The sequence below is a fragment of the Streptococcus sp. XMC genome (genome assembly GCF_021341835.1).
In the GTDB taxonomy this organism is placed as follows: Bacteria; Bacillota; Bacilli; order Lactobacillales; family Streptococcaceae; genus Streptococcus.
Genome location: NZ_JAJTNQ010000002.1, coordinates 327,818 through 348,284 on the forward strand (window position 1 = coordinate 327,818; position 20,467 = coordinate 348,284).

Here is a 20,467-nt window from a genome sequence, read left to right on the forward strand (position 1 = left end):
TTGAATCATTATTTTATTGAATCATCTCAATATCAAGAGCTTACTTGAAATAGTTTAATCCCATAGCAGATTTTACTTGATCAAGCGTTTCTGCTGCAACCGAACGGGCTACTTCACTACCTTTTTGAAGCATATCATAAACTTGACCCATGTCTTTAGCAAATTCAATCCGTCGTTCGCGAATAGGTCCCAACTCTCTTTCAAGAATCTCTAACAAATAGCGTTTGGTTTTAACATCTCCTAAACCACCCCGTTGGTAATGGTCTTTCATGTCTTGAATGGTCGCTTGATCTTCTTCTTTTCCAAACACATCCAAATAATGGAAAACCATATTTCCTTCGATTTTCCCTGGATCTTCGACACGAATATGCTCAGGATCTGTATACATACTCATGACCTTTTTCTTCAAGGTGTCCATATCATCGGCTAAATAAATACCATTGCCAAGAGATTTAGACATCTTAGCATTCCCATCCAAGCCAGGCAAACGACCTGCCGCCTCATTTTCTGGGAAAATTCCTTCCGGTTCAACCAAAACATTGCAATGATACGCATGGTTAAAGGAACGAACAATCTCACGAGTTTGCTCAATCATGGGCTTTTGGTCAGTTCCAACAGGCACGAGATTGGCTTTAAAAGCGGTAATATCTGCAGCTTGGGAAACAGGATAAACCAAGAAACCAGATGGAATAGACTCTCCGAATCCTTTTTGGGCAATTTCTGTCTTAACGGTTGGGTTTCGTTCCAAACGTGAAACAGAGACCAAATTCATGTAATACATGGTCAATTCCGCTAGCTCAGGGATTTGACTTTGAATAAAAATAGTTGATTTCTTTGGATCTAAGCCAGCTGCTAAATAATCTAGAGCAACATTTCCAATAGACTCAACAATGGTTTGCGGATCTTTAGCATGATCCGTTAGAGCTTGCTGATCGGCTAAAAAGACAAACATCTGGTACTTGTCTTCATTTTGCATAATAACTCGATTCTTCAACGAACCGACATAGTGTCCAATATGGAGCTTCCCAGTCGGGCGATCTCCAGTTAAAATAATCGGCTTGGTCATTTTTCTTCCTCCCTGAAGTACAAAATAAAAGCCCACGCATAGCAAAAACTATGCGAGGGCGTCTGAGACACGGTGCCACCTCACTTAGAACAGCATATGCTGTTCTCTCTGACTCATCACAAATGAGCTGCACATAAGGCCTGCTAGCCGAATCTCTATTGGTTAAGATTCTATTTGAACATCAGTCCATTTCATTCTGTTTCGTTGCTTATTTTCAGCGACCATAAGCTCTCTAAAAAACGAATACAAATTACTCTTCTGATTGCTTTTCATTATATAATGACATCAAAGGAAAGTCAAGCTCTTCACCCTTTTCTACAGACTAAATGACTTCCTCCAATGCATAAGGGTATTCATTGAAAATTCAAGCGTTTTCTAGTAAAATAGGCTTATATAGACAGAAAAAGAGGAGAACTATACGTGCTAACAGTTACAGACGTCTCACTACGTTTTAGTGATCGTAAACTTTTTGATGATGTCAACATCAAATTTACAGAAGGAAATACATATGGTTTGATTGGGGCCAATGGTGCTGGAAAATCAACCTTTTTAAAAATCTTAGCTGGGGATATTGAACCGACAACTGGTCATATTTCTCTTGGACCAGACGAACGTCTTTCTGTTCTTCGTCAAAATCACTTTGACTACGAAGATGAGCGGGCTATTGATGTCGTTATCATGGGAAATGAAAAACTTTATAGCATCATGAAGGAAAAAGATGCTATCTATATGAAGGAAGATTTTTCAGATGAAGACGGTGTACGCGCAGCAGAACTCGAAGGAGAATTCGCTGAACTAGGTGGTTGGGAAGCGGAAAGTGAAGCTTCACAACTCCTCCAAAATCTGAATATTCCAGAAGAGCTCCACTACCAAAATATGAGTGAACTAGCAAATGGAGATAAAGTGAAAGTCCTCCTAGCCAAAGCTCTCTTTGGTAAACCAGACGTCCTTCTTTTGGACGAGCCGACCAACGGTCTTGATATTCAATCTATTACCTGGTTAGAAGATTTCTTGATTGATTTTGAGAATACCGTTATCGTTGTATCCCACGACCGTCACTTCTTGAATAAAGTATGTACCCACATGGCCGACCTAGACTTTGGAAAAATCAAACTCTATGTTGGTAACTATGATTTCTGGAAAGAATCATCTGAACTGGCTGCCAAGTTGTTAGCAGACCGTAATGCTAAAGCAGAAGAAAAAATCAAACAATTACAAGAATTTGTGGCTCGTTTCTCTGCCAATGCGTCAAAATCAAAACAGGCAACGTCACGTAAAAAGATGCTTGACAAGATTCAGTTAGAAGAGATTGTTCCATCTAGTCGTAAATACCCATTTATCAGCTTTAAAGCGGAACGAGAAATTGGGAATGATTTGTTGACAGTAGAGAACTTATCTGTAAAGATTGACGGTGAAACTATTCTTGACAACATCAGCTTCATCTTGCGTCCAGGTGACAAGACAGCTCTTATCGGACAAAACGACATCCAAACAACTGCCTTGATCCGCGCTATTATGGGTGAAATCGAATATGAAGGAACTGTCAAGTGGGGAGTCACAACTAGCCGCTCTTACTTACCAAAAGACAATTCAGCTGACTTTGCAGGTGGCGAGTCGATTCTTGACTGGCTCCGTCAATTCGCAAGTAAAGAAGAAGATGACAATACCTTCCTTCGTGGATTCCTCGGACGCATGCTCTTCTCTGGAGATGAGGTTAACAAGCCTGTCAACGTCTTGTCAGGGGGAGAAAAGGTGCGCGTGATGCTTTCAAAACTCATGCTTTTGAAGTCAAATGTTCTTGTACTTGACGATCCTACAAATCACTTGGATTTGGAATCTATTTCAAGCTTGAACGATGGTTTGAAAAACTTCAAAGAATCGATCATCTTTGCCAGTCACGACCATGAGTTTATTCAAACTCTTGCCAACCATATCATTGTTCTTTCAAAAAATGGTGTCATTGACCGGATTGATGAAACCTATGATGAATTCTTAGAAAACCAAGAAGTTCAAGCAAAAGTTAAAGAACTTTGGAAAGACTAAGAATCACTCCAAATGATCAAAAACCCTGGAACCTTTGTTTCAGGGTATTTCAATAGACTATATGAAATTTAAAAAATATCTATCACACCCCATCATTGTTTACTTTACAGCTTTTTTACTTCCCTTTACAATCTTATTTTTCGTCTACCTCAGTCAGGGCATTTATTGGGGGAGTGAAACTTCTCCTTTATTAGGTGATGGCTTTCATCAATACGTTATTTTCGACGTTACCTTACGAAATATTTTACACGGAACCGACAGCCTCCTTTACAGCTTTACAAGTGGACTCGGCTTAAATTTTTACGCTCTTTCCAGCTATTACTTAGGAAGCTTTCTATCTCCCTTTGTCTTCTTTTTTGACAGTTTATCCATGGTTGATTCCGTTTATCTCTTTACACTAATAAAAATAGGCTTGATTGGGTTGTCAACTTATTATTCCATTAAGGGAATCTATCCTAAACTGCAACAATTGTTGATTCTTTCACTGTCAACTTTGTTTGCGTTAATGAGCTTCTCCATCAGTCAGATTGAAATCAAAACCTGGCTCGATGTCTTCATTTTGGCTCCGCTCATTCTCTTAGGTTTACACCGTTTAATGACTCAAAAGAAGCGAGTTCTCTACTTTACAAGTCTGACCATCCTCTTTATCCAAAATTATTATTTTGGATTTATGATGGCTCTCTTCTTAACTTTATGGTATTTTACTCAGCTTTCCTGGGACTTTAAAGAAAGAAAATCTTCTTTCTTTGACTTTACAATTGTGTCAATTTTAGCAGGGGTCACTAGCTTGATCATGATTTACCCCACCATGTTGGATTTACGAACTCATGGGGAAAACTTTACCAAGATTACAAGAACCTTTACAGAAAATAGTTGGTACTTAGACGTTTTTGCAAAGAATTTGATTGGTAGCTTTGATACAACAAAATATGGGGCTATCCCTATGATCTATGTTGGTCTATTTCCATTCTTACTTGCCTTTCTATTTTTCTTTGTCAAATCGATTCGGTTTCACGTGAAACTAGCATATTTGACCTTATTAGTCATTCTTATTGCAAGTTTCTATTTACAAGCTTTGGATTTATTCTGGCAGGGCATGCATGCTCCTAATATGTTTCTTCACCGTTATGCCTGGCTTTTTTCATTGACTATTTTGTTCATGGCGGCAGAGGCCCTCAATCGGTTAAAAGAAATCAATTGGCAACGACTCTGCCTAGCTGTTAGTTTGCTTAGTATTGGATTTGTTCTCACTTTTCTCTATCGCAAGCACTATCCTTTCTTGACAAGCAGTCATTATGTCTTGACACTAGAATTTCTTCTTGTATTTTTTACTGTGACACTTGCCTTTACAGTTCGTAAACTTTCTTATCCAATTTTTTCTGCTGTAATTCTTTTCTTCTGTCTGTTTGAAATCACTATAAACAGCTATTATCAGATGGATGGGATTGCAAATGAATGGGTATTTGCAGCTCGTTCTTCTTATCAAGGAAAGATTCCAGCAATTGATAAATTGACATCAAGTTTACAGAACGATCAAGAATTTTACCGAACAGAGATTCTCCAACCTCAAACAGGTAATGACAGCATGAAATATAATTTTAGAGGGATCTCCCAATTTTCATCTGTCAGAAATACAGATACCAGTTCGACCCTAGATAAACTCGGTTTTAAATCAGATGGAACCAACTTGAACTTGCGCTATCAAAACAATACATTACTAATGGATAGTCTCTTCGGGATCAAATACAATATTTCAGATAGGAATCCCCAAAAGTTTGCTTTTCATAAATTGGAAACGCAAGGAAATCAGACCTTGTATCAAAATGAAAAAGCTCTTTCACTAGCATTTCTAACAGCAAGTCCCTACAAAGATATCCAATTATCTAATCTAACCTTGGATAACCAAAAGAACTTTCTCAATCATCTAACGGGTCAATCGTTGACTTACTATCAGCGATTACATCCACTGAAAACTGGTGCAGACGATCCTTCTCAAGGACCTCAAAAGGCTAAAGTTGAAGCAGATAGTTTTCTGACTTATGCCAGTATCGAATATGAGCTCTACATTCAAAACGATAGTCAACTTTACGTGAACCTTCCTTCTTTAGAATTTGAGAATGAAGATTATACCGATGTGGAGATCATTACGAATGGCCAAGTCAACCGCTATACAACAGACAATGTATTTCCATTCTTTACCATTGGTCACTTTACAGCAGGAGAAACTGTTAAGGTTCGAATTGCCTTCCCTGAAAATTCTACAGTAACCTTCCAAAATCCAGAATTTTTTGCTCTGAACCTTCAAGCCTACCAGGAAGCCTTTGAAAGGTTGCACCAACAAGAAGTTCATGTGCAAACCAAAGGAAATACCGTTACTGCAGATTTTTCAGCAGACCACCATACAAGTCTCTTTTTCACCCTTCCTTATGATAAAGGGTGGACAGCGACGATCAATAATCAACCTGTCCCTATTCGAAGGGCTCAAAAAGGATTTATGGCTGTTGATGTCCCTAAAGGAAAAGGACAAGTTGTTCTACAGTTCGTTCCACATGGGTTAAAAGAAGGAACCATCGCTTTCCTACTCGGAATTCTTTCCTTCGCTTGCTACAATGCTATTCGAAATAAATCTCAATCCTCAAAAAATCAGTAAATTTGCATCATAAAGAGCCCCTTCAATTGGAAGGAGCTCTTATTTTATACAAAAAAAAGCATCCCTTAGGATGCTAGTTTAGCTCCGCCAGTAGGACTCGAACCTACGACATCATGATTAACAGTCATGCGCTACTACCAACTGAGCTATGGCGGAATGAGATATAGTCCGTACGGGATTCGAACCCGTGTTACCGCCGTGAAAAGGCGGTGTCTTAACCCCTTGACCAACGGACCATGTCATTAACAGAACATATCCCATTATACCATCGATTCAAAAATTGTCAAGCCTTTTTCTGTATTTTATTTAATAATTCTTCGACCCTTTTAACCTGTGTACGAGAGACAGGGCAAGTTGTCTCCTCTTCTAACATCAAGAGTCTCTTGCGACGATCAAAATTGACAATCATTCTTTGATTCACTAAATAAGACTGATTAGGACTGAAGAAATGATTGTCTACATCTTTTTCAAGTATATCCTTGATAGTCCCTAAAAATTCCTTTTGAAAATTCTTTCCAACAAGTCGCAATTTGTGGGAAACTCCAGTTGTTTCAATGTACAATATATCTCGATATGGAACTCGAATTTCCATATTTTTGAAACTATACTCAAAGAAATCAACGATATTTTTATTTTCAATCACATTCTTCTTCAAGTAAAGAATGCATTCTCGAATTTTTTCTTTAAACAAGTTTTCATTCAAGGTTTTTTCAATAAATTCAAGAGCTGATACCTTGTAACGATAAGTAATGGTAGCAAATTCTGATTTCGTCGTGATAAAAGCAATAATGGCAAAAGGATTGACCTCACGAATCATTTGAGCTGCCTTGATGCCAGCTTTTTCATCCCCTTTGATATCAATGTCAAGAAAGAAAAGCTGATGAAAATCACCATTGGTTAGATATTCCTTTAGTTCAGTTATTTTACTGGTGGAAACAATATTTAATCGTAGACCTTCCTCCTCAGCGATAGCTTTCACATGTTTCTCTACTCGAACTTGTTGAGAAATTTCGTCCTCTAGTAATACAATATTCATCTATCTTCCTTTCTCTCCAATAACTAAGCTTTGCGTAAATCTTCCATTGATCAACTCTGTCTCTAGAAAAATAGCAGCATATTCTCCAATAAGCTCTTTTACAATCGCAAGGCCCATTCCTCTACGATCTCCTTTAGTTGAAAACCCCTTTTCATAGAGCTTATTCCAATTAATCGGTTCATCAGAAATAGAGTTTTTTATGATTAGATGCACTCCATTTGGCATATTAAAAACCGCTATTTGAACTTCTTTTTCTTGACTCATTTTAGCTGCTTCAACAGCATTATTGACTAAAATTCCGACGGTTCGTACAAGATCCAATAATCTCATTGGAACCTTCTCAATAACGTCTTCTGTTTCAAAAGTTAGTTTGACACCCATTTCCTCTGCATAGATCCATCCCCTACTTAGGATGCTTCTCAAAGCAGAATCTCGAATATTTCCTAGATCAAACCCTGTATATTCTTCTTTTTGGAGTTGGCCGTAGCATTCCTCAAGAACATCTCTTTGAATTCGTTTAATATCCTCAATATTTTCTTCCTCAATCGCTAAATTTAAGGAAGTGATAATATTGCCAAAATCATGACGAAAACCTTTTAATTCTAAATAGAGGCCTTGAATTTTATTCATATACTGTTCCATTTGGCGCTGTTCAAATCTCTTTTGCTTCAACTCCATTTTCTTTTCATAACGATCTCGAACTGTCTTCATCTGAACCAAGGTTCCGATAAACATCAAGAAACAAATCGTTGCTACCATACTACCAAAACTATTGAAATGAGCAATATCACTTATCCAATGAGAAGCATTCAATACTATGGTTAAAATAAGATAACTAGCAATCAATTGCTGGACAAATTTCTTAAAAACCCGCTCTTTAAAATAGAGAAGATTCACTTCAAGAATCGTTAATACCTTCATAATTAAAATAAGCGAGATAATTCGGATAGTTAAAAAATAATAGTCAGAGTATTGGTGAATCATACTATCGCCAAAAACAGAAGAAGTGATTACAGATAAAAATGTATCTGTACTTTCAACTGCTAGATAAATGATGAATGAGTAAAGACCCGCTATCTGACGTTGAAGATTACAAATAAAATAGTAATAAAGATACAGAAATAGTGGCCATAGACACAACATTAGATAATCAATATTTAAATCAAAGTAATCTAAGAACATTGTAGTCACAAATACAACAATAATTCCTAATCCTAAAATAAAACTATGACTGTACTTGTTAAGCTTTTGATCAATTTTTAAAAAAGATAAAATAATTATAAAAACTGTTAATAATAAAACTAGCGTATTTAGAAACATCAGTTTCCTCTCTTACCAAAAATATTTCCAATTAATTCAGATAAATTATTCTTTCTCCGTATATCCCCTCCACAAATTTGCTGCAGTTCTTTTTCTGTAAGAACTTTAAATGACTTAGAAACTGTTGATGGATTGTTTTTCATAAAAAATCTCCTTATAATTTATTTGATCATTAAATTATTAAATTTAATATACATAAATTTTAGTAAAAAATCAAAGACTTTTTTAACATTTCCGCTATTTGGTTCATTTTTACAGCTATTTGGTATGAAAAATCTAGTTTTTGCAATTTTTTTATCCCATTTGTTTAGAAAAACTCTAGTTTTTTAAAAAACTAAGTAATAAAAAACGTGATTTGTATAAAAATCACGTTTTTTTATTTTGATCCCAGCAGGATTCGAACCTGCGACCGTTCGCTTAGAAGGCGAATGCTCTATCCAGCTGAGCTATGAGACCAGATGTCTTCTTATTCTATCAGAAAATAGAAGGAGCGTCAAGATTCATTTATGGTAGGGACTTCCCTGTTGAATCATAAATGCCCGATAGATTTGTTCGATTAAAACAAGCTTCATCAATTGATGGGGAAGGGTTAACTTTCCAAAACTCATAAGTAAATTCGCTCGTTTTTTAACAGCTGGAGACAAGCCTAGGCTCCCTCCAATCACGAAAGTAATTTCAGAATACCCTCGTACAGTCACCTCTTCTAAGGTTTGACTAAACTTCTCAGATGGAAATTGCTGCCCTTCAATCGCTAAAGCAATCACATACTCACGATCTCCAACTTTAGCTAAAATACGATTTCCTTCTTTTTCAAGGATTTGCTGATTTTCTAAGTCACTGGCCCGATCTGGAGTTTTCTCATCCAGCAATTCTACCATTTCTACCTTCGTAAATCGACTCAAGCGTTTAGTATATTCGGCAATCCCATCTTTTAAATACTTTTCTTTTAATTTTCCAACCGTTACAATCTTAATTTTCATATTCATATTCTAACACAAATAAACTTATACACAAGTCTTCAATAAATAGGCTTGAATCTATCTTACAAAAAATGGCTCTATACTCACGTTTTTCACACTTATACACAGTTTTCCACAACTTGTGGAAAAAAATTCCATTTTAAGTTATAATTAAGAAACCAGGTCTATACTTTTCCATAATTGGAACAAATAGGAGAAAACTATGAAACAACCATCAAATTTTCTAAAAAAAGCTTTGCAACTTTTGCTTGTTCTTGTCATTGGGTTTACTGGAGGAATCTTAGGAACCTTAACCTCTTTCCAGTTTACCAAAGGGAATTCTACAAATTCTAGCCAAGAAATAAAATCTACCATAGTCAATCGTGCTTATAAGAATACAACATCAACTAGTGAAGCCGTTGATAAGGTTAAAAATGCTGTTGTTTCTGTTATTACCTACGCTGAAACCTCTGAAAAAGGCTTCATCAATGGAGAAACAGATACTGATCCAGAAGTAGCTAGTGAAGGTTCAGGTGTTATCTATAAAAAAGATGGGAAAGACGCTTATGTAGTAACCAATGCTCACGTGTTAATGGGAGCAACAGAAGCAGATATTCTCTTTGCAGACGGAAATAAAGTTTCCGGAGAAGTTGTTGGTTCCGATACCTTCTCAGATATTGCGGTTGTCAAAATCAGTTCAGACAATGTTACGACAGTGGCTGAATTTGGAGATTCATCTAAGTTAACTGTCGGAGAGACCGCAATCGCTATTGGTAGTCCTTTGGGGACAAAATTTGCCAATTCCGTTACCCAAGGGATTGTCTCTAGTCTCGGACGTACTGTGAAGCTCAAATCAGAAGACGGTCAAAATGTATCTACAAAAGCCTTGCAAACAGACGCTGCCATCAACCCAGGGAATTCTGGTGGTCCCCTTATCAATATTCAGGGACAAGTCATCGGAATTACCTCAAGTAAAATCTCTTCAAATGGGCAAACTGCGGTTGAAGGAATGGGATTTGCTATTCCTGTAAATGATGTGCAAAATATTATTGAACATTTAGAAAAAGATGGTAAGGTCATTCGTCCAGCTCTTGGAATTACCATGATGGACCTGGCTAACCTATCCTCTTCTGATCTTAGCCAATTAGACATTCCAAGCAAACTCAAAGGTGGGGTTCTTGTCCGCTCAGTTGAAAATGATATGCCGGCATCCAAATATTTGCGTCGATTAGATATCATTACAAAAATCGATGATACAACCATTGAATCAACTGCGGATTTACAATCTGCCCTCTATTCTCATCAAATTGGTGATAAAATCAAAGTTATTTTCTATAGAGATGGTAAGCAAAAAACAGCGACCATTGAGCTGACAAAATCTACAGAAAATCTTGGAAATTAAGTAAATTTACAACAGTGTCAACACACCTTTACGAAATTGTAAAGGTGTGTTATTCTATATACATCATGGAAAAAATTGATATTATTGACGTAAAGCAAATACGAACCAATCCTTTTCAACCTCGTCAAACCTTTGTACAAGATAAATTAGAAGAACTCGCAGCTTCAATCAAAGAAAATGGATTAATCCAGCCCATTATTGTTCGAAAATCTCCGATTGTTGGTTATGAACTACTTGCTGGAGAAAGACGCTACCGAGCAGCTCAAATAGCTGGTTTCAAAGAAATCCCTGCGATTATAAGAGAATTATCAGATGATGACATGATCAAACAAGCCATTATCGAAAATTTACAAAGGGAAGATTTGAATCCAATTGAAGAGGCCGAATCCTACCAACATCTTATTGATAAAGGGGCTACCCATGAAGAAATTGCACAATTTATGGGAAAATCTCGTCCTTACATCAGCAACATGGTCCGTTTACTTCATCTCTCACCAGCTGTCAAAGAAGCCATCAAAAATGATCAAATTTCACAAGGACATGCCCGCATTTTAGTTCCTTTAAAAGAAGATCTACAAATCTATTGGTTAGAACGAACTCTGAAAGAAGGGCTAAGCGTTCGTAGTTTGGAAGAAAAGGTTGGTCAAAAAAAGAAAAAGCCAAGTAAAAAAGAGAAAGAACTCTTTTTAGCACAGGAAGAAAACAGATTAAAAAAAATGCTGGGAACCGAAGTAGAAATCCGTCTGACAAAACAAGAAAAAGGTAGTATTCATATTTCATTTAACAACCTTGATGAATACCAGCGAATTATTAACAGTCTCAAATGAGGCTGTTATTTTTTATAGAACAATTAACAGATTTATCCACTTCTTTAAAACTCCTTCTTACTTGTTATTCCTACTTTCTTCTCTCTTATCCCCAACTTGTGGAAAACTTCTACACACATTGGGGATAACTATTCACATATTGTGGAAAAAACTCTTTTTTATTCCCTTAGAACAAGTTGTGGAAAACTCCCTCCTTTTATGATAAAATAAGAAAAACATAGCAAGTAAAAATGAATAGGAGGGCGATAAGTGTCAAGAGAAGAAACATTCTGGAATCGTGTGATTGAATTAAGTAAAAAGACATTTAAAAAAGAAATCTTTGACTATTTTGTCCTTACTTCAAGACTCATCAAAGTCGATCAACAAGAAGCCATTATTTATTTAGATGCAGAAGTAAAGAAATTATTCTGGGAAGAGAATATGACAAAGGTGATTTTGACTGCTGGATTTGAAATTTATGCAGTAGAATTAACCATTTCCTATCAATTCAATCTTGAAGAAGAGGAAGAAGAAAAAGAGTTTATTCCCCTTTCAGAAACAACCAGAGACTATGCAGTGAGCCATGCTCCAATAGTAGATTTGCCTCCTATCCAAACAGGATTAAGAAAGAAATACACCTTTGATAATTTTGTAAGTGGAGACGGAAATCAATGGGCTTTGGCTGCCGCTTTAGCAGTTTCTGAAAACCTTGCTACCACTTATAATCCTTTATTTATCTATGGAGGACCCGGTTTAGGTAAAACGCATTTGCTCAACGCAATTGGGAATCAGATTATGGAAAACTACCCAAATGCTCGAGTAAAATACATCCCAGCAGAATCCTTTATCAATGAATTTTTAGAGCGTCTTCGCCTCAATGATATGGATACCTTTAAAAAAACCTATCGAAACTTGGATCTGCTCTTAATTGATGATATTCAATCGCTTGGAGGAAAAAAGGTTACAACTCAAGAAGAGTTCTTTAATACCTTTAATGCTCTTTATGGGGATAATAAGCAGATTGTCCTAACTAGCGATCGTAGTCCTGATCATTTAGATAGCTTAGAAGAACGTCTAGTCACGCGCTTTAAGTGGGGCTTGACGCAAAATATTACACCACCAGATTTTGAAACTCGAATCGCTATTTTGAGAAATAAAATCGAAGACCTGGACTTTACTTTCCCGGATGATACACTTGAATACCTAGCAGGTCAATTTGATTCTAACGTCCGAGACTTAGAGGGTGCGTTGAATGATATCTCTCTTGTGGCAAGAGTTAAAAAAATCAAAGATATTACAATAGATGTCGCAGCTGAAGCCATTCGAGCTCGTAAGAATGAAGCCTTACAAATTACGGTGATTCCTATTGAAAAGATTCAAACGGAAGTTGGAAAATTTTACAATGTCAGTGTCAATGAAATGAAAGGCTCTCGACGGGTTCAAAATATTGTCCTAGCTCGACAAGTAGCTATGTACCTCGCCCGCGAGATGACCGACAATAGTCTTCCTCGTATCGGTCGTGAATTTGGAGGAAAAGACCATACAACGGTCATGCATGCTTATGAAAAAATCAAAGGGATGATCGAAATTGATGACAATCTCAGACTCGAGATTCAAACCATCAAGAAAAAATTAAAGTAATCCCATGTGGACAATCCTAGAAAAACTTGCTTCTTTTTCCACATGTTGTAAACAAGGAACTTTTCAATTCCTGTCTGTCTTTAGACGAGTTTTCCACATGTTCCACACACTCTACTATTACTATTAACTTACTAATACTAAAATAATAAAAGGAGATCTCATGATCAATTTTTCTATTAACAAGGCTTATTTCCTACAAGCTTTAAATACGACAAAAAGAGCCATTAGTTCAAAAAATGCAATTCCAATTTTATCCACTATTAAGATTGATGTCACTTCTGAAGGGATTACTCTCATTGGATCAAATGGACAAATCTCAATCGAATACTTTATTTCTGTTAAAGATGAAAATGCAGGCCTTCTAGTAACGACACCAGGTGCTATTCTTTTAGAAGCAACTTTCTTTATCAATGTTGTGTCCAGTCTACCAGATGTCGTTTTGGATGTGAAAGAAATCGAACAAAAACAAATTGTATTAGTTAGTGGAAAATCAGAAATTACCCTTAAAGGAAAAGATGCAGAACAATATCCTCGCATTCAAGAAATTTCAGCCAGCAACCCTCTAACACTCCCAATTCAAACCTTGAAGAAAATCATTTCTGAGACAGCTTTTGCAGCAAGTACTCAGGAAAGTCGTCCGATTTTGACAGGAGTTCATTTTGTTCTTTCTGATCATAAGGAATTAAAAACGGTGGCAACGGATTCTCATCGAATGAGTCAAAAAAATATTACCCTTGAAAAAAATGGGGATAACTTTGATGTTGTGATTCCAAGCCGTTCTTTACGCGAATTAACGTCTGTCTTTTCAGATGAGATTGAACAGGTTGAAGTCTTCTTTGCCAATAATCAGATTTTATTTAGAAGTGACAATATCAGTTTCTATACACGCCTGTTAGAAGGAAACTATCCAGATACGGATCGCTTGATTCCAACAGAGTTTAATTCGGAAGTAACCTTTAAAGTTGCTCATCTTCGCCAAGCCATGGAACGGGCCCGCCTGTTGTCTAATGCTACTCAAAACGGTACTGTTAAATTAGAAATCGCTAGTGGGGTTGTTTCTGCCCACGTCAATTCTCCTGAAGTAGGGCGCGTGAATGAAGAAATTGATACAGAAGCAGTTTCGGGAGATGATTTAAACATCAGCTTTAATCCAACTTATTTGATTGACGCTTTGAAAGCCATTGAAAGTGAAAAAGTCGTCATTCGCTTTATCTCTGCAGTTCGTCCCTTTACATTGGTACCAGCAGAGGAATCTGAACGCTTCATTCAATTAATTACACCAGTTCGGACCAATTAAGGGCCAAAAGCTAGCATTGAACAGGCTAGCTTTTCGTCTTCTATGTTGATGAAAGGAAAATCCATGTATCAGGTCGGTGATTTTGTAGAAATGAAAAAACCCCATGCTTGTATCATCAAAGCAACAGGGAAAAAAGCCAATCGTTGGGAAATTCGGCGAGTAGGGGCAGATATTAAAATTCGTTGTAGCAATTGTGATCATATGGTCATGATGAGCCGTCATGATTTCGATCAAAAATTGAAAAAAGTATTGTAAAAGGTTCAGTCATCTAGGTGACTGAACCTTTTGTATTATTTTAATTCTTCAAATTTTCCATCTTTTACTTCTTTGAAGCCATTAGATTTAAAGGTTTTAAGTGTTGTCTTGTAGCCAATGTAATCAACATTTTGATTTTCTTGTGCAGCAATTAACTGATTTTCTTGTAATTCTTTTAAATCTGCCTTGGTATAATCAATCTTTGTTTTCTCAACAACATAGTCATCCTTATATTCTGCAGAGTGTGAGAATCCTTTGACATCTTTGAATTTTTTATCGTATTCATCAATAACTTCTTTTAATTGTTCTTTTGGCAGACCAGTTCCTTCGTAGTAAATAACACTTGTAGAATCTGTACTTAGAATTTTATCACCCTGATATTCAACAATGACACGAATGTCTGTTTTCTTATCTTGGTTAATTAATTGAAGGTAACCTTTTTTTGTACTTTGTCCACAAGCTCCCAGAAGAAAGAGGGTAAAGACTGCTAAAAGAGGCAGAAGGATCGATTTAATTGATAGTTTTTTCATGACGAAAACTCCTTTATTATTGTTGGTTTGATTATACCATATTCTTATGGAATTGGACAGGTGACTGTTAGTTTTAAGAGAGAGCATTTTTTCATCATCTTGTGCTTTGAATTATGTTATAATAAAAGGGATTGAAATGTGAACGGAGAAGAAGAAAAATGGCTTTAACAGCAGGTATCGTTGGTTTGCCAAACGTTGGTAAATCAACCCTATTTAACGCAATTACAAAAGCAGGAGCAGAGGCTGCAAATTATCCCTTTGCAACTATTGATCCAAACGTCGGGATGGTAGAAGTTCCAGATGAACGCCTCCAAAAATTGACGGAAATGATTACTCCTAAGAAAACAGTGCCAACAACCTTTGAATTCACAGATATTGCAGGGATTGTAAAAGGTGCGTCAAAAGGAGAAGGTCTCGGTAATAAATTCTTGGCCAACATCCGTGAAGTAGATGCCATCGTCCATGTGGTTCGTGCCTTTGATGATGAAAATGTCATGCGGGAGCAAGGCCGTGAAGATGCCTTTGTCGATCCACTAGCAGATATTGATACCATCAACCTAGAGTTGATTTTGGCTGACCTAGAATCTGTGAATAAACGCTATGCGCGTGTGGAAAAGATGGCCCGTACGCAAAAGGACAAGGATTCCGTTGCAGAATTTAATGTCCTCCAAAAGATTAAGCCAGTTCTGGAAGATGGGAAGTCAGCTCGTACCATCGAATTCACAGACGAAGAACAAAAAGTTGTCAAAGGTCTCTTCCTCTTGACCACTAAACCAGTTCTGTATGTAGCGAATGTGGATGAAGATGTGGTTGGAGACCCAGAATCGATCGATTATGTGAAGCAAATTCGTGAATTCGCAGAAACAGAAAATGCAGAAGTAGTAGTGATTTCTGCGCGTGCGGAGGAAGAAATCTCAGAGTTAGACGATGAAGATAAAAAAGAATTTCTTGAAGCCATTGGTTTGACAGAATCAGGTGTGGATAAGTTGACGCGTGCAGCTTATCACTTGCTCGGACTTGGTACTTATTTTACAGCTGGAGAAAAAGAAGTTCGCGCTTGGACTTTTAAACGTGGTATGAAAGCTCCACAAGCAGCTGGAATCATCCACTCTGACTTTGAAAAAGGATTTATCCGTGCTGTGACCATGTCTTATGATGATTTGGTCAAATACGGATCTGAAAAGGCTGTAAAAGAAGCAGGACGCTTGCGAGAAGAAGGAAAAGAATATGTCGTTCAAGATGGCGACATCATGGAATTCCGCTTCAATGTATAAAGAAAACAAGTAAATAACCAAAAGGTTGGAAAAAAATTCCAACCCTTTTGGCTTTTGAAAGGGAAAGTAAATGACAAAATTAATTGTCGGATTGGGAAATCCGGGAGATAAATATGTGGAAACCAAACATAATGTAGGCTTTATGTTAGTGGATCAGTTGGCGAAGTCTCTCAACCTCACCTTTTCACATGATAAGATTTTTCAAGCAGATGTGACCTCCACCTTTATAGATGGAGAAAAGGTCTTTTTGGTCAAGCCAACCACTTTTATGAATGAGAGTGGCAAGGCCGTGCATGCACTTTTGACCTATTATGGCCTAGAGGTGGAAGATTTGGTCGTTATTTATGACGATCTGGATATGGAAGTCGGCAAGATTCGCCTTCGGGCCAAAGGATCAGCTGGAGGCCACAACGGAATCAAGTCGATTATCAACCATATTGGAACTCAGACCTTTAATCGCATCAAGATTGGAATTGGAAGACCCAAGCATGGTATGTCAGTAGTCCACCATGTCTTAGGGAAATTCGATCAGGATGATTATGCTACCATCCTCCTTGCTATCGACAAATCAGAGGAAGCTCTTCGCTTTTATTTAAAAGAAGGGCAGTTTGAAAAAACAATGCAACAATACAATGGATAAATATAAGACACTGGTTGATCTATTTCAACAGAATAAAGATATCAGAAAATGGCAACAAGACCAGCAAAAAAGAAGTCGCTCTCTTCTAATAGGACTGTCTTCGTCTACAAAAGCTATTACCATGGCGACAGTTGTCGAAGACGGACACAAGGTCTTGGTCTTGACCTCTTCCCAAAATGAAGCAGAACGGCTCGCAAGTGATTTATTGGGATTATTAGGCGAAGAAAAGGTCTATCTTTTCCTCGGAGATGACAATCCTTTGGCAGAGTTTGTCTTTGCTTCCCAGGAACGGGTCTTTTCTCGTCTGGAAGCTCTGGATTTTCTTTTAGCTCCAGAAAAAGAAGGGATCGTCATTGCCAATGTAAGTGGTAGTCGTTTGCTCTTACCTAATCCAAAGACTGTCAGCTCTATGATTCAGTCTTTCTCTGTTGGAGAAGAACGAAATCTGACAGAGTTGAAAGATACCCTCCTGGCCATGGGCTATCAAAAGGTTTCACAGGTAAGCCAACAGGGAGAGTTTAGTCTTCGAGGGGATATTTTAGATCTTTTTGAAGCCAGTCAAGATTTCCCTTATCGACTAGAATTTTTTGGAGATGAGATTGATGGCATTCGGACTTTTTCTCCAGAGACTCAACGTTCACTAGAAAATCTAGATGCGGTAACAGTTCATCCAGTTAGTGATATGTTACTAACTAAAGATGATTTTTTAAGAGGACAGAAGAATCTAGAAAATCTGATTCAAAAAAGTCCTCATCCAGAGTTCAAATCCTATTTGACTGAAATTCTCACAGAAGCGCATCACCAGCGTCTGCATGCAGATAGTCGCAAATTTCTCTCTCTTTTTTATCAGCAAACCTACACTCTCTTTGATTACCTCCCCAAACATGCTCCTCTTTTTTTGGATGATTACCACAAAATCATGGATCAGGAGGCGCGGTTTGATGTAGAAGTTGCTAACCTTTTGACGGAGGACCTACAAAAGAGTCGCTCTTTCGCTGAAGCCCAGTATTTTGCGGACAATAGCGCGCTCTTACGTACTTATAAACCAGCCTCTTATTTTTCAAATTTCCAAAAAGGCTTGGGAAATCTGCGATTTGATGCCCTCTATTCTTTTAACCAATACCCCATGCAGGAATTCTTCAGTCAGTTTTCTCTTTTAAAAGATGAAATTGACCGTTTCCGTAAACAAGACTACACAGTCATTCTTCAGGTGACGAGTAAACAAGGCCTCCACCAGTTACAAGAGCACTTGAGAGATTATGGGATTGACCTGGATTATCTTGCACCTAATCAGCTTCATCCAGGACAGAGCCAGTTGGTTATCGGTGGGTTGGCGCGTGGCTTCCACTTTGTGGATGAGAAGATTGTCCTGATTACAGAGACAGAAATCTTCCAGAAAAAGATTAAACGAAAAATTCGTCGGCAAACCATTTCCAATGCGGAGCGGTTAAAAAACTACAATGAGTTGGAAAAGGGAGACTACGTTGTTCACCAGGTTCATGGAATTGGTCAGTATTTGGGACTAGAAACCATTGAAATTTCTGGTGTCCACCGAGACTATGTCTCCATCCAATATCAAAATGGGGACCGGATTTCCATCCCTGTGGATCAAATCCAAATGCTGTCCAAGTATGTGGCGAGTGATGGCAAACCTCCTAAAATCAACAAACTCAACGATGGTCGCTTCCAAAAAGCCAAACAAAAGGTCCGTCAGGAAGTAGAGGATATTGCAGATGATCTGATTCAACTCTATGCAGAGCGAAGCCAATTGCAAGGCTTTGCCTTTACTCCAGACGATGAGAACCAAGAAGCTTTTGACCAGGCCTTTCCCTATGTTGAAACAGATGATCAGATTCGCTCTATCCAAGAAATCAAGAAGGATATGGAATCTTCAAGCCCTATGGATCGCCTCTTGGTCGGAGACGTGGGATTTGGGAAGACAGAAGTTGCTATGCGAGCGGCCTTTAAAGCTGTCAAGGACCATAAACAAGTAGCTGTCTTAGTTCCGACAACGGTCCTAGCTCAACAGCATTATGCCAATTTCAAAGAACGCTTCGAGGCCTTTCCAGTAGAAGTCGATGTCTTGAGTCGTTTCCGGAGTCGTGCTGAGCAAAAAGAAACCTTGGAAAAACTAAAAAAAGGCCAGGTCGATATTTTGATTGGAACCCACCGTCTCTTATCTAAGGATGTGGAATTTGCGGATCTCGGTCTTATCGTGATTGATGAGGAGCAACGGTTCGGTGTCAAACACAAGGAAACTCTCAAGGAGTTAAAGAAAAAGGTCGATGTTTTAACCTTAACGGCAACGCCCATTCCTCGGACCCTTCACATGTCTATGTTGGGGATTCGGGATTTGTCCGTTATTGAAACCCCGCCGACCAATCGCTATCCCGTCCAAACTTATGTCTTAGAAACCAATCCAACCATCATTCGAGATGCTATTCGTCGGGAGATGGATCGGGGAGGTCAGGTCTATTATCTCTCCAACAAGGTAGACACCATTGAGCAAAAGGTTTCAGAGTTACAAGAATTGGTACCGGAAGCCTCTATTGGGTTTGTCCATGGACAGATGAGTGAAGTGCGGTTGGAAAACACCTTGATGGACTTCATTGAAGGTGAGTATGATATTTTAGTTACGACCACCATCATTGAAACAGGGGTGGATATCCCCAATGCCAATACCCTCTTTATTGAAAATGCCGACCATATGGGCTTGTCTACCCTTTACCAATTGCGAGGCCGGGTTGGACGAAGCAATCGCATTGCCTATGCTTATTTGATGTACCGGCCGGACAAAAACTTGACAGAAGTTTCTGAAAAGCGTCTTGAAGCTATTAAAGGATTCACTGAATTGGGATCTGGTTTTAAGATTGCTATGCGAGATTTGTCTATTCGAGGTGCCGGGAATATTTTAGGGGCTTCTCAATCTGGTTTTATCGATTCTGTCGGATTTGAAATGTATTCACAGTTACTCGAAGCTGCTATTGAGAAGAAACAAGGAAAAGAGAAAAAACGCCAAAAAGGAAATGCGGAGCTCAATCTTCAAATTGATGCCTACATTCCAAGTGATTATATCTCCGATGAACGTCAAAAAATTGAAATTTACAAACGCATTCGAGAAATACAAGTTCAAGAAGATTATGAACTCTTGCAAGACGAATTGATTGATCGATTCGGAGAATATCCTGATGTGGTAGCCTATCTCCTAGAAATAGGGTTTATCAAATCTTATCTGGATCAGATCTTTGTTAAAGTGGTTGATCGAAAAGACAATCAATTAACGGTGAAATTTGAGCCAATTACCAAGCAACTTTTCTTGACTCAAGATTATTTTGCTGCCTTATCAGCAACTAATTTAAAAGCTCGTATTGCAGAAAACCAAGGATTGATTGAATTAATCTTTGATGTGCGAAATAAAAAAGACTTCGAAATTTTAGAAGGCTTGCGACAATTTGGGGAAAAATTACTGACCATCAAGCAGGAAAAAATGGAAAAACAAGACTAGAAAGAAAGATTTTACTGGGCTCTTTCTAAAAAAATGGTACAAT

16 protein-coding genes, 3 tRNA genes and 1 other annotated feature are annotated in these 20,467 nt (G+C 37.8%); of the genes, 10 read left to right on the top strand and 9 right to left on the bottom strand.

Annotated features, from left to right (window positions below; genetic code table 11):
• Positions 1 to 40: 40 nt before the first annotated feature.
• On the bottom strand, positions 41 to 1,066 hold the full coding sequence (trpS, locus tag LXO72_RS06395) for a tryptophan--tRNA ligase (protein ID WP_129822605.1): 1,026 nt from the start codon (positions 1,064 to 1,066) through the stop codon (positions 41 to 43).
• A gap of 51 nt (positions 1,067 to 1,117) precedes the next feature.
• Positions 1,118 to 1,343 (bottom strand) — a binding site (T-box leader).
• Positions 1,344 to 1,486: 143 nt separating this feature from the next.
• Between trpS and LXO72_RS06400 the strand changes: the two genes are divergently transcribed.
• Together LXO72_RS06400 and LXO72_RS06405 are read left to right on the top strand one after the other, a co-directional pair.
• The gene (locus LXO72_RS06400) at positions 1,487 to 3,109 is read left to right on the top strand and encodes an ATP-binding cassette domain-containing protein (RefSeq protein ID WP_006595336.1); all 1,623 of its coding nucleotides are present in this window, start codon (positions 1,487 to 1,489) and stop codon (positions 3,107 to 3,109) included.
• Between the two features lie 61 nt (positions 3,110 to 3,170).
• On the top strand, positions 3,171 to 5,759 hold the full coding sequence (locus LXO72_RS06405; RefSeq protein ID WP_267913779.1) for a YfhO family protein: 2,589 nt from the start codon (positions 3,171 to 3,173) through the stop codon (positions 5,757 to 5,759).
• A gap of 82 nt (positions 5,760 to 5,841) precedes the next feature.
• On the opposite strand, the gene LXO72_RS06410 is transcribed toward LXO72_RS06405, so the two are convergent.
• The 7 genes from LXO72_RS06410 to rlmH form a co-directional block, all read right to left on the bottom strand.
• Positions 5,842 to 5,915, bottom strand: a tRNA-Asn gene (locus LXO72_RS06410).
• Positions 5,916 to 5,923: 8 nt separating this feature from the next.
• Positions 5,924 to 5,995 (bottom strand) — tRNA-Glu (locus LXO72_RS06415).
• 47 nt (positions 5,996 to 6,042) lie between these two features.
• Positions 6,043 to 6,795: a response regulator transcription factor gene (locus LXO72_RS06420; protein WP_154856954.1), complete on the bottom strand. Its 753-nt coding sequence runs from the start codon at positions 6,793 to 6,795 to the stop codon at positions 6,043 to 6,045.
• Positions 6,796 to 8,115, bottom strand: a complete 1,320-nt coding sequence (locus tag LXO72_RS06425) for a sensor histidine kinase (protein ID WP_233331850.1) — start codon at positions 8,113 to 8,115, stop codon at positions 6,796 to 6,798.
• Positions 8,115 to 8,258, bottom strand: a complete 144-nt coding sequence (locus tag LXO72_RS06430; RefSeq protein ID WP_233331851.1) for a ComC/BlpC family leader-containing pheromone/bacteriocin — start codon at positions 8,256 to 8,258, stop codon at positions 8,115 to 8,117. The genes LXO72_RS06425 and LXO72_RS06430 overlap by 1 nt, the downstream gene beginning before the upstream one ends.
• 239 nt (positions 8,259 to 8,497) lie before the next feature.
• Positions 8,498 to 8,571, bottom strand: a tRNA-Arg gene (locus tag LXO72_RS06435).
• A 44-nt stretch (positions 8,572 to 8,615) separates the two neighbouring features.
• A complete protein-coding gene (rlmH, locus tag LXO72_RS06440) occupies positions 8,616 to 9,095 on the bottom strand; it encodes a 23S rRNA (pseudouridine(1915)-N(3))-methyltransferase RlmH (RefSeq protein ID WP_126405017.1) in 480 nt (159 codons plus the stop codon).
• A 202-nt stretch (positions 9,096 to 9,297) separates the two neighbouring features.
• Here rlmH and LXO72_RS06445 point away from each other — a divergent pair, with 202 nt between their 5' ends.
• The 5 genes from LXO72_RS06445 to LXO72_RS06465 all read left to right on the top strand — a co-directional run bounded on the left by LXO72_RS06445 (position 9,298) and on the right by LXO72_RS06465 (position 14,475).
• Positions 9,298 to 10,476 (top strand): S1C family serine protease, encoded by a 1,179-nt coding sequence (locus tag LXO72_RS06445; protein ID WP_233331852.1) that lies wholly within the window; start codon positions 9,298 to 9,300, stop codon positions 10,474 to 10,476.
• A gap of 65 nt (positions 10,477 to 10,541) precedes the next feature.
• Positions 10,542 to 11,303, top strand: coding sequence for a ParB/RepB/Spo0J family partition protein (locus LXO72_RS06450; protein ID WP_233331853.1), 762 nt, complete (start codon positions 10,542 to 10,544; stop codon positions 11,301 to 11,303).
• 279 nt (positions 11,304 to 11,582) lie between these two features.
• Positions 11,583 to 12,923, top strand: coding sequence for a chromosomal replication initiator protein DnaA (dnaA, locus tag LXO72_RS06455; protein WP_442805159.1), 1,341 nt, complete (start codon positions 11,583 to 11,585; stop codon positions 12,921 to 12,923).
• 160 nt (positions 12,924 to 13,083) lie between these two features.
• The gene (dnaN, locus tag LXO72_RS06460; RefSeq protein WP_233331855.1) at positions 13,084 to 14,220 is read left to right on the top strand and encodes a DNA polymerase III subunit beta; all 1,137 of its coding nucleotides are present in this window, start codon (positions 13,084 to 13,086) and stop codon (positions 14,218 to 14,220) included.
• 63 nt (positions 14,221 to 14,283) lie between these two features.
• Positions 14,284 to 14,475: a DUF951 domain-containing protein gene (locus tag LXO72_RS06465; protein WP_129822612.1), complete on the top strand. Its 192-nt coding sequence runs from the start codon at positions 14,284 to 14,286 to the stop codon at positions 14,473 to 14,475.
• A 35-nt stretch (positions 14,476 to 14,510) separates the two neighbouring features.
• Here the strand turns inward: LXO72_RS06465 and LXO72_RS06470 are convergent, their stop codons facing one another.
• On the bottom strand, positions 14,511 to 15,005 hold the full coding sequence (locus LXO72_RS06470; RefSeq protein ID WP_233331856.1) for a DUF1307 domain-containing protein: 495 nt from the start codon (positions 15,003 to 15,005) through the stop codon (positions 14,511 to 14,513).
• Positions 15,006 to 15,163: 158 nt separating this feature from the next.
• Here LXO72_RS06470 and ychF point away from each other — a divergent pair, with 158 nt between their 5' ends.
• The 3 genes from ychF (at position 15,164) to mfd (ending at position 20,424) form a co-directional block, all read left to right on the top strand.
• Entirely contained in the window at positions 15,164 to 16,279 is a 1,116-nt protein-coding gene (gene ychF / locus LXO72_RS06475; protein ID WP_195324276.1) for a redox-regulated ATPase YchF, read from the top strand.
• Between the two features lie 70 nt (positions 16,280 to 16,349).
• Positions 16,350 to 16,919: an aminoacyl-tRNA hydrolase gene (gene pth, locus LXO72_RS06480; protein ID WP_048690437.1), complete on the top strand. Its 570-nt coding sequence runs from the start codon at positions 16,350 to 16,352 to the stop codon at positions 16,917 to 16,919.
• Positions 16,912 to 20,424 carry a transcription-repair coupling factor gene (gene mfd, locus LXO72_RS06485; protein WP_233331868.1) on the top strand — a complete coding sequence of 1,171 codons (3,513 nt, stop codon included), beginning with the start codon at positions 16,912 to 16,914 and terminating at the stop codon, positions 20,422 to 20,424. The genes pth and mfd overlap by 8 nt, the downstream gene beginning before the upstream one ends.
• Positions 20,425 to 20,467 lie beyond the last annotated feature (43 nt).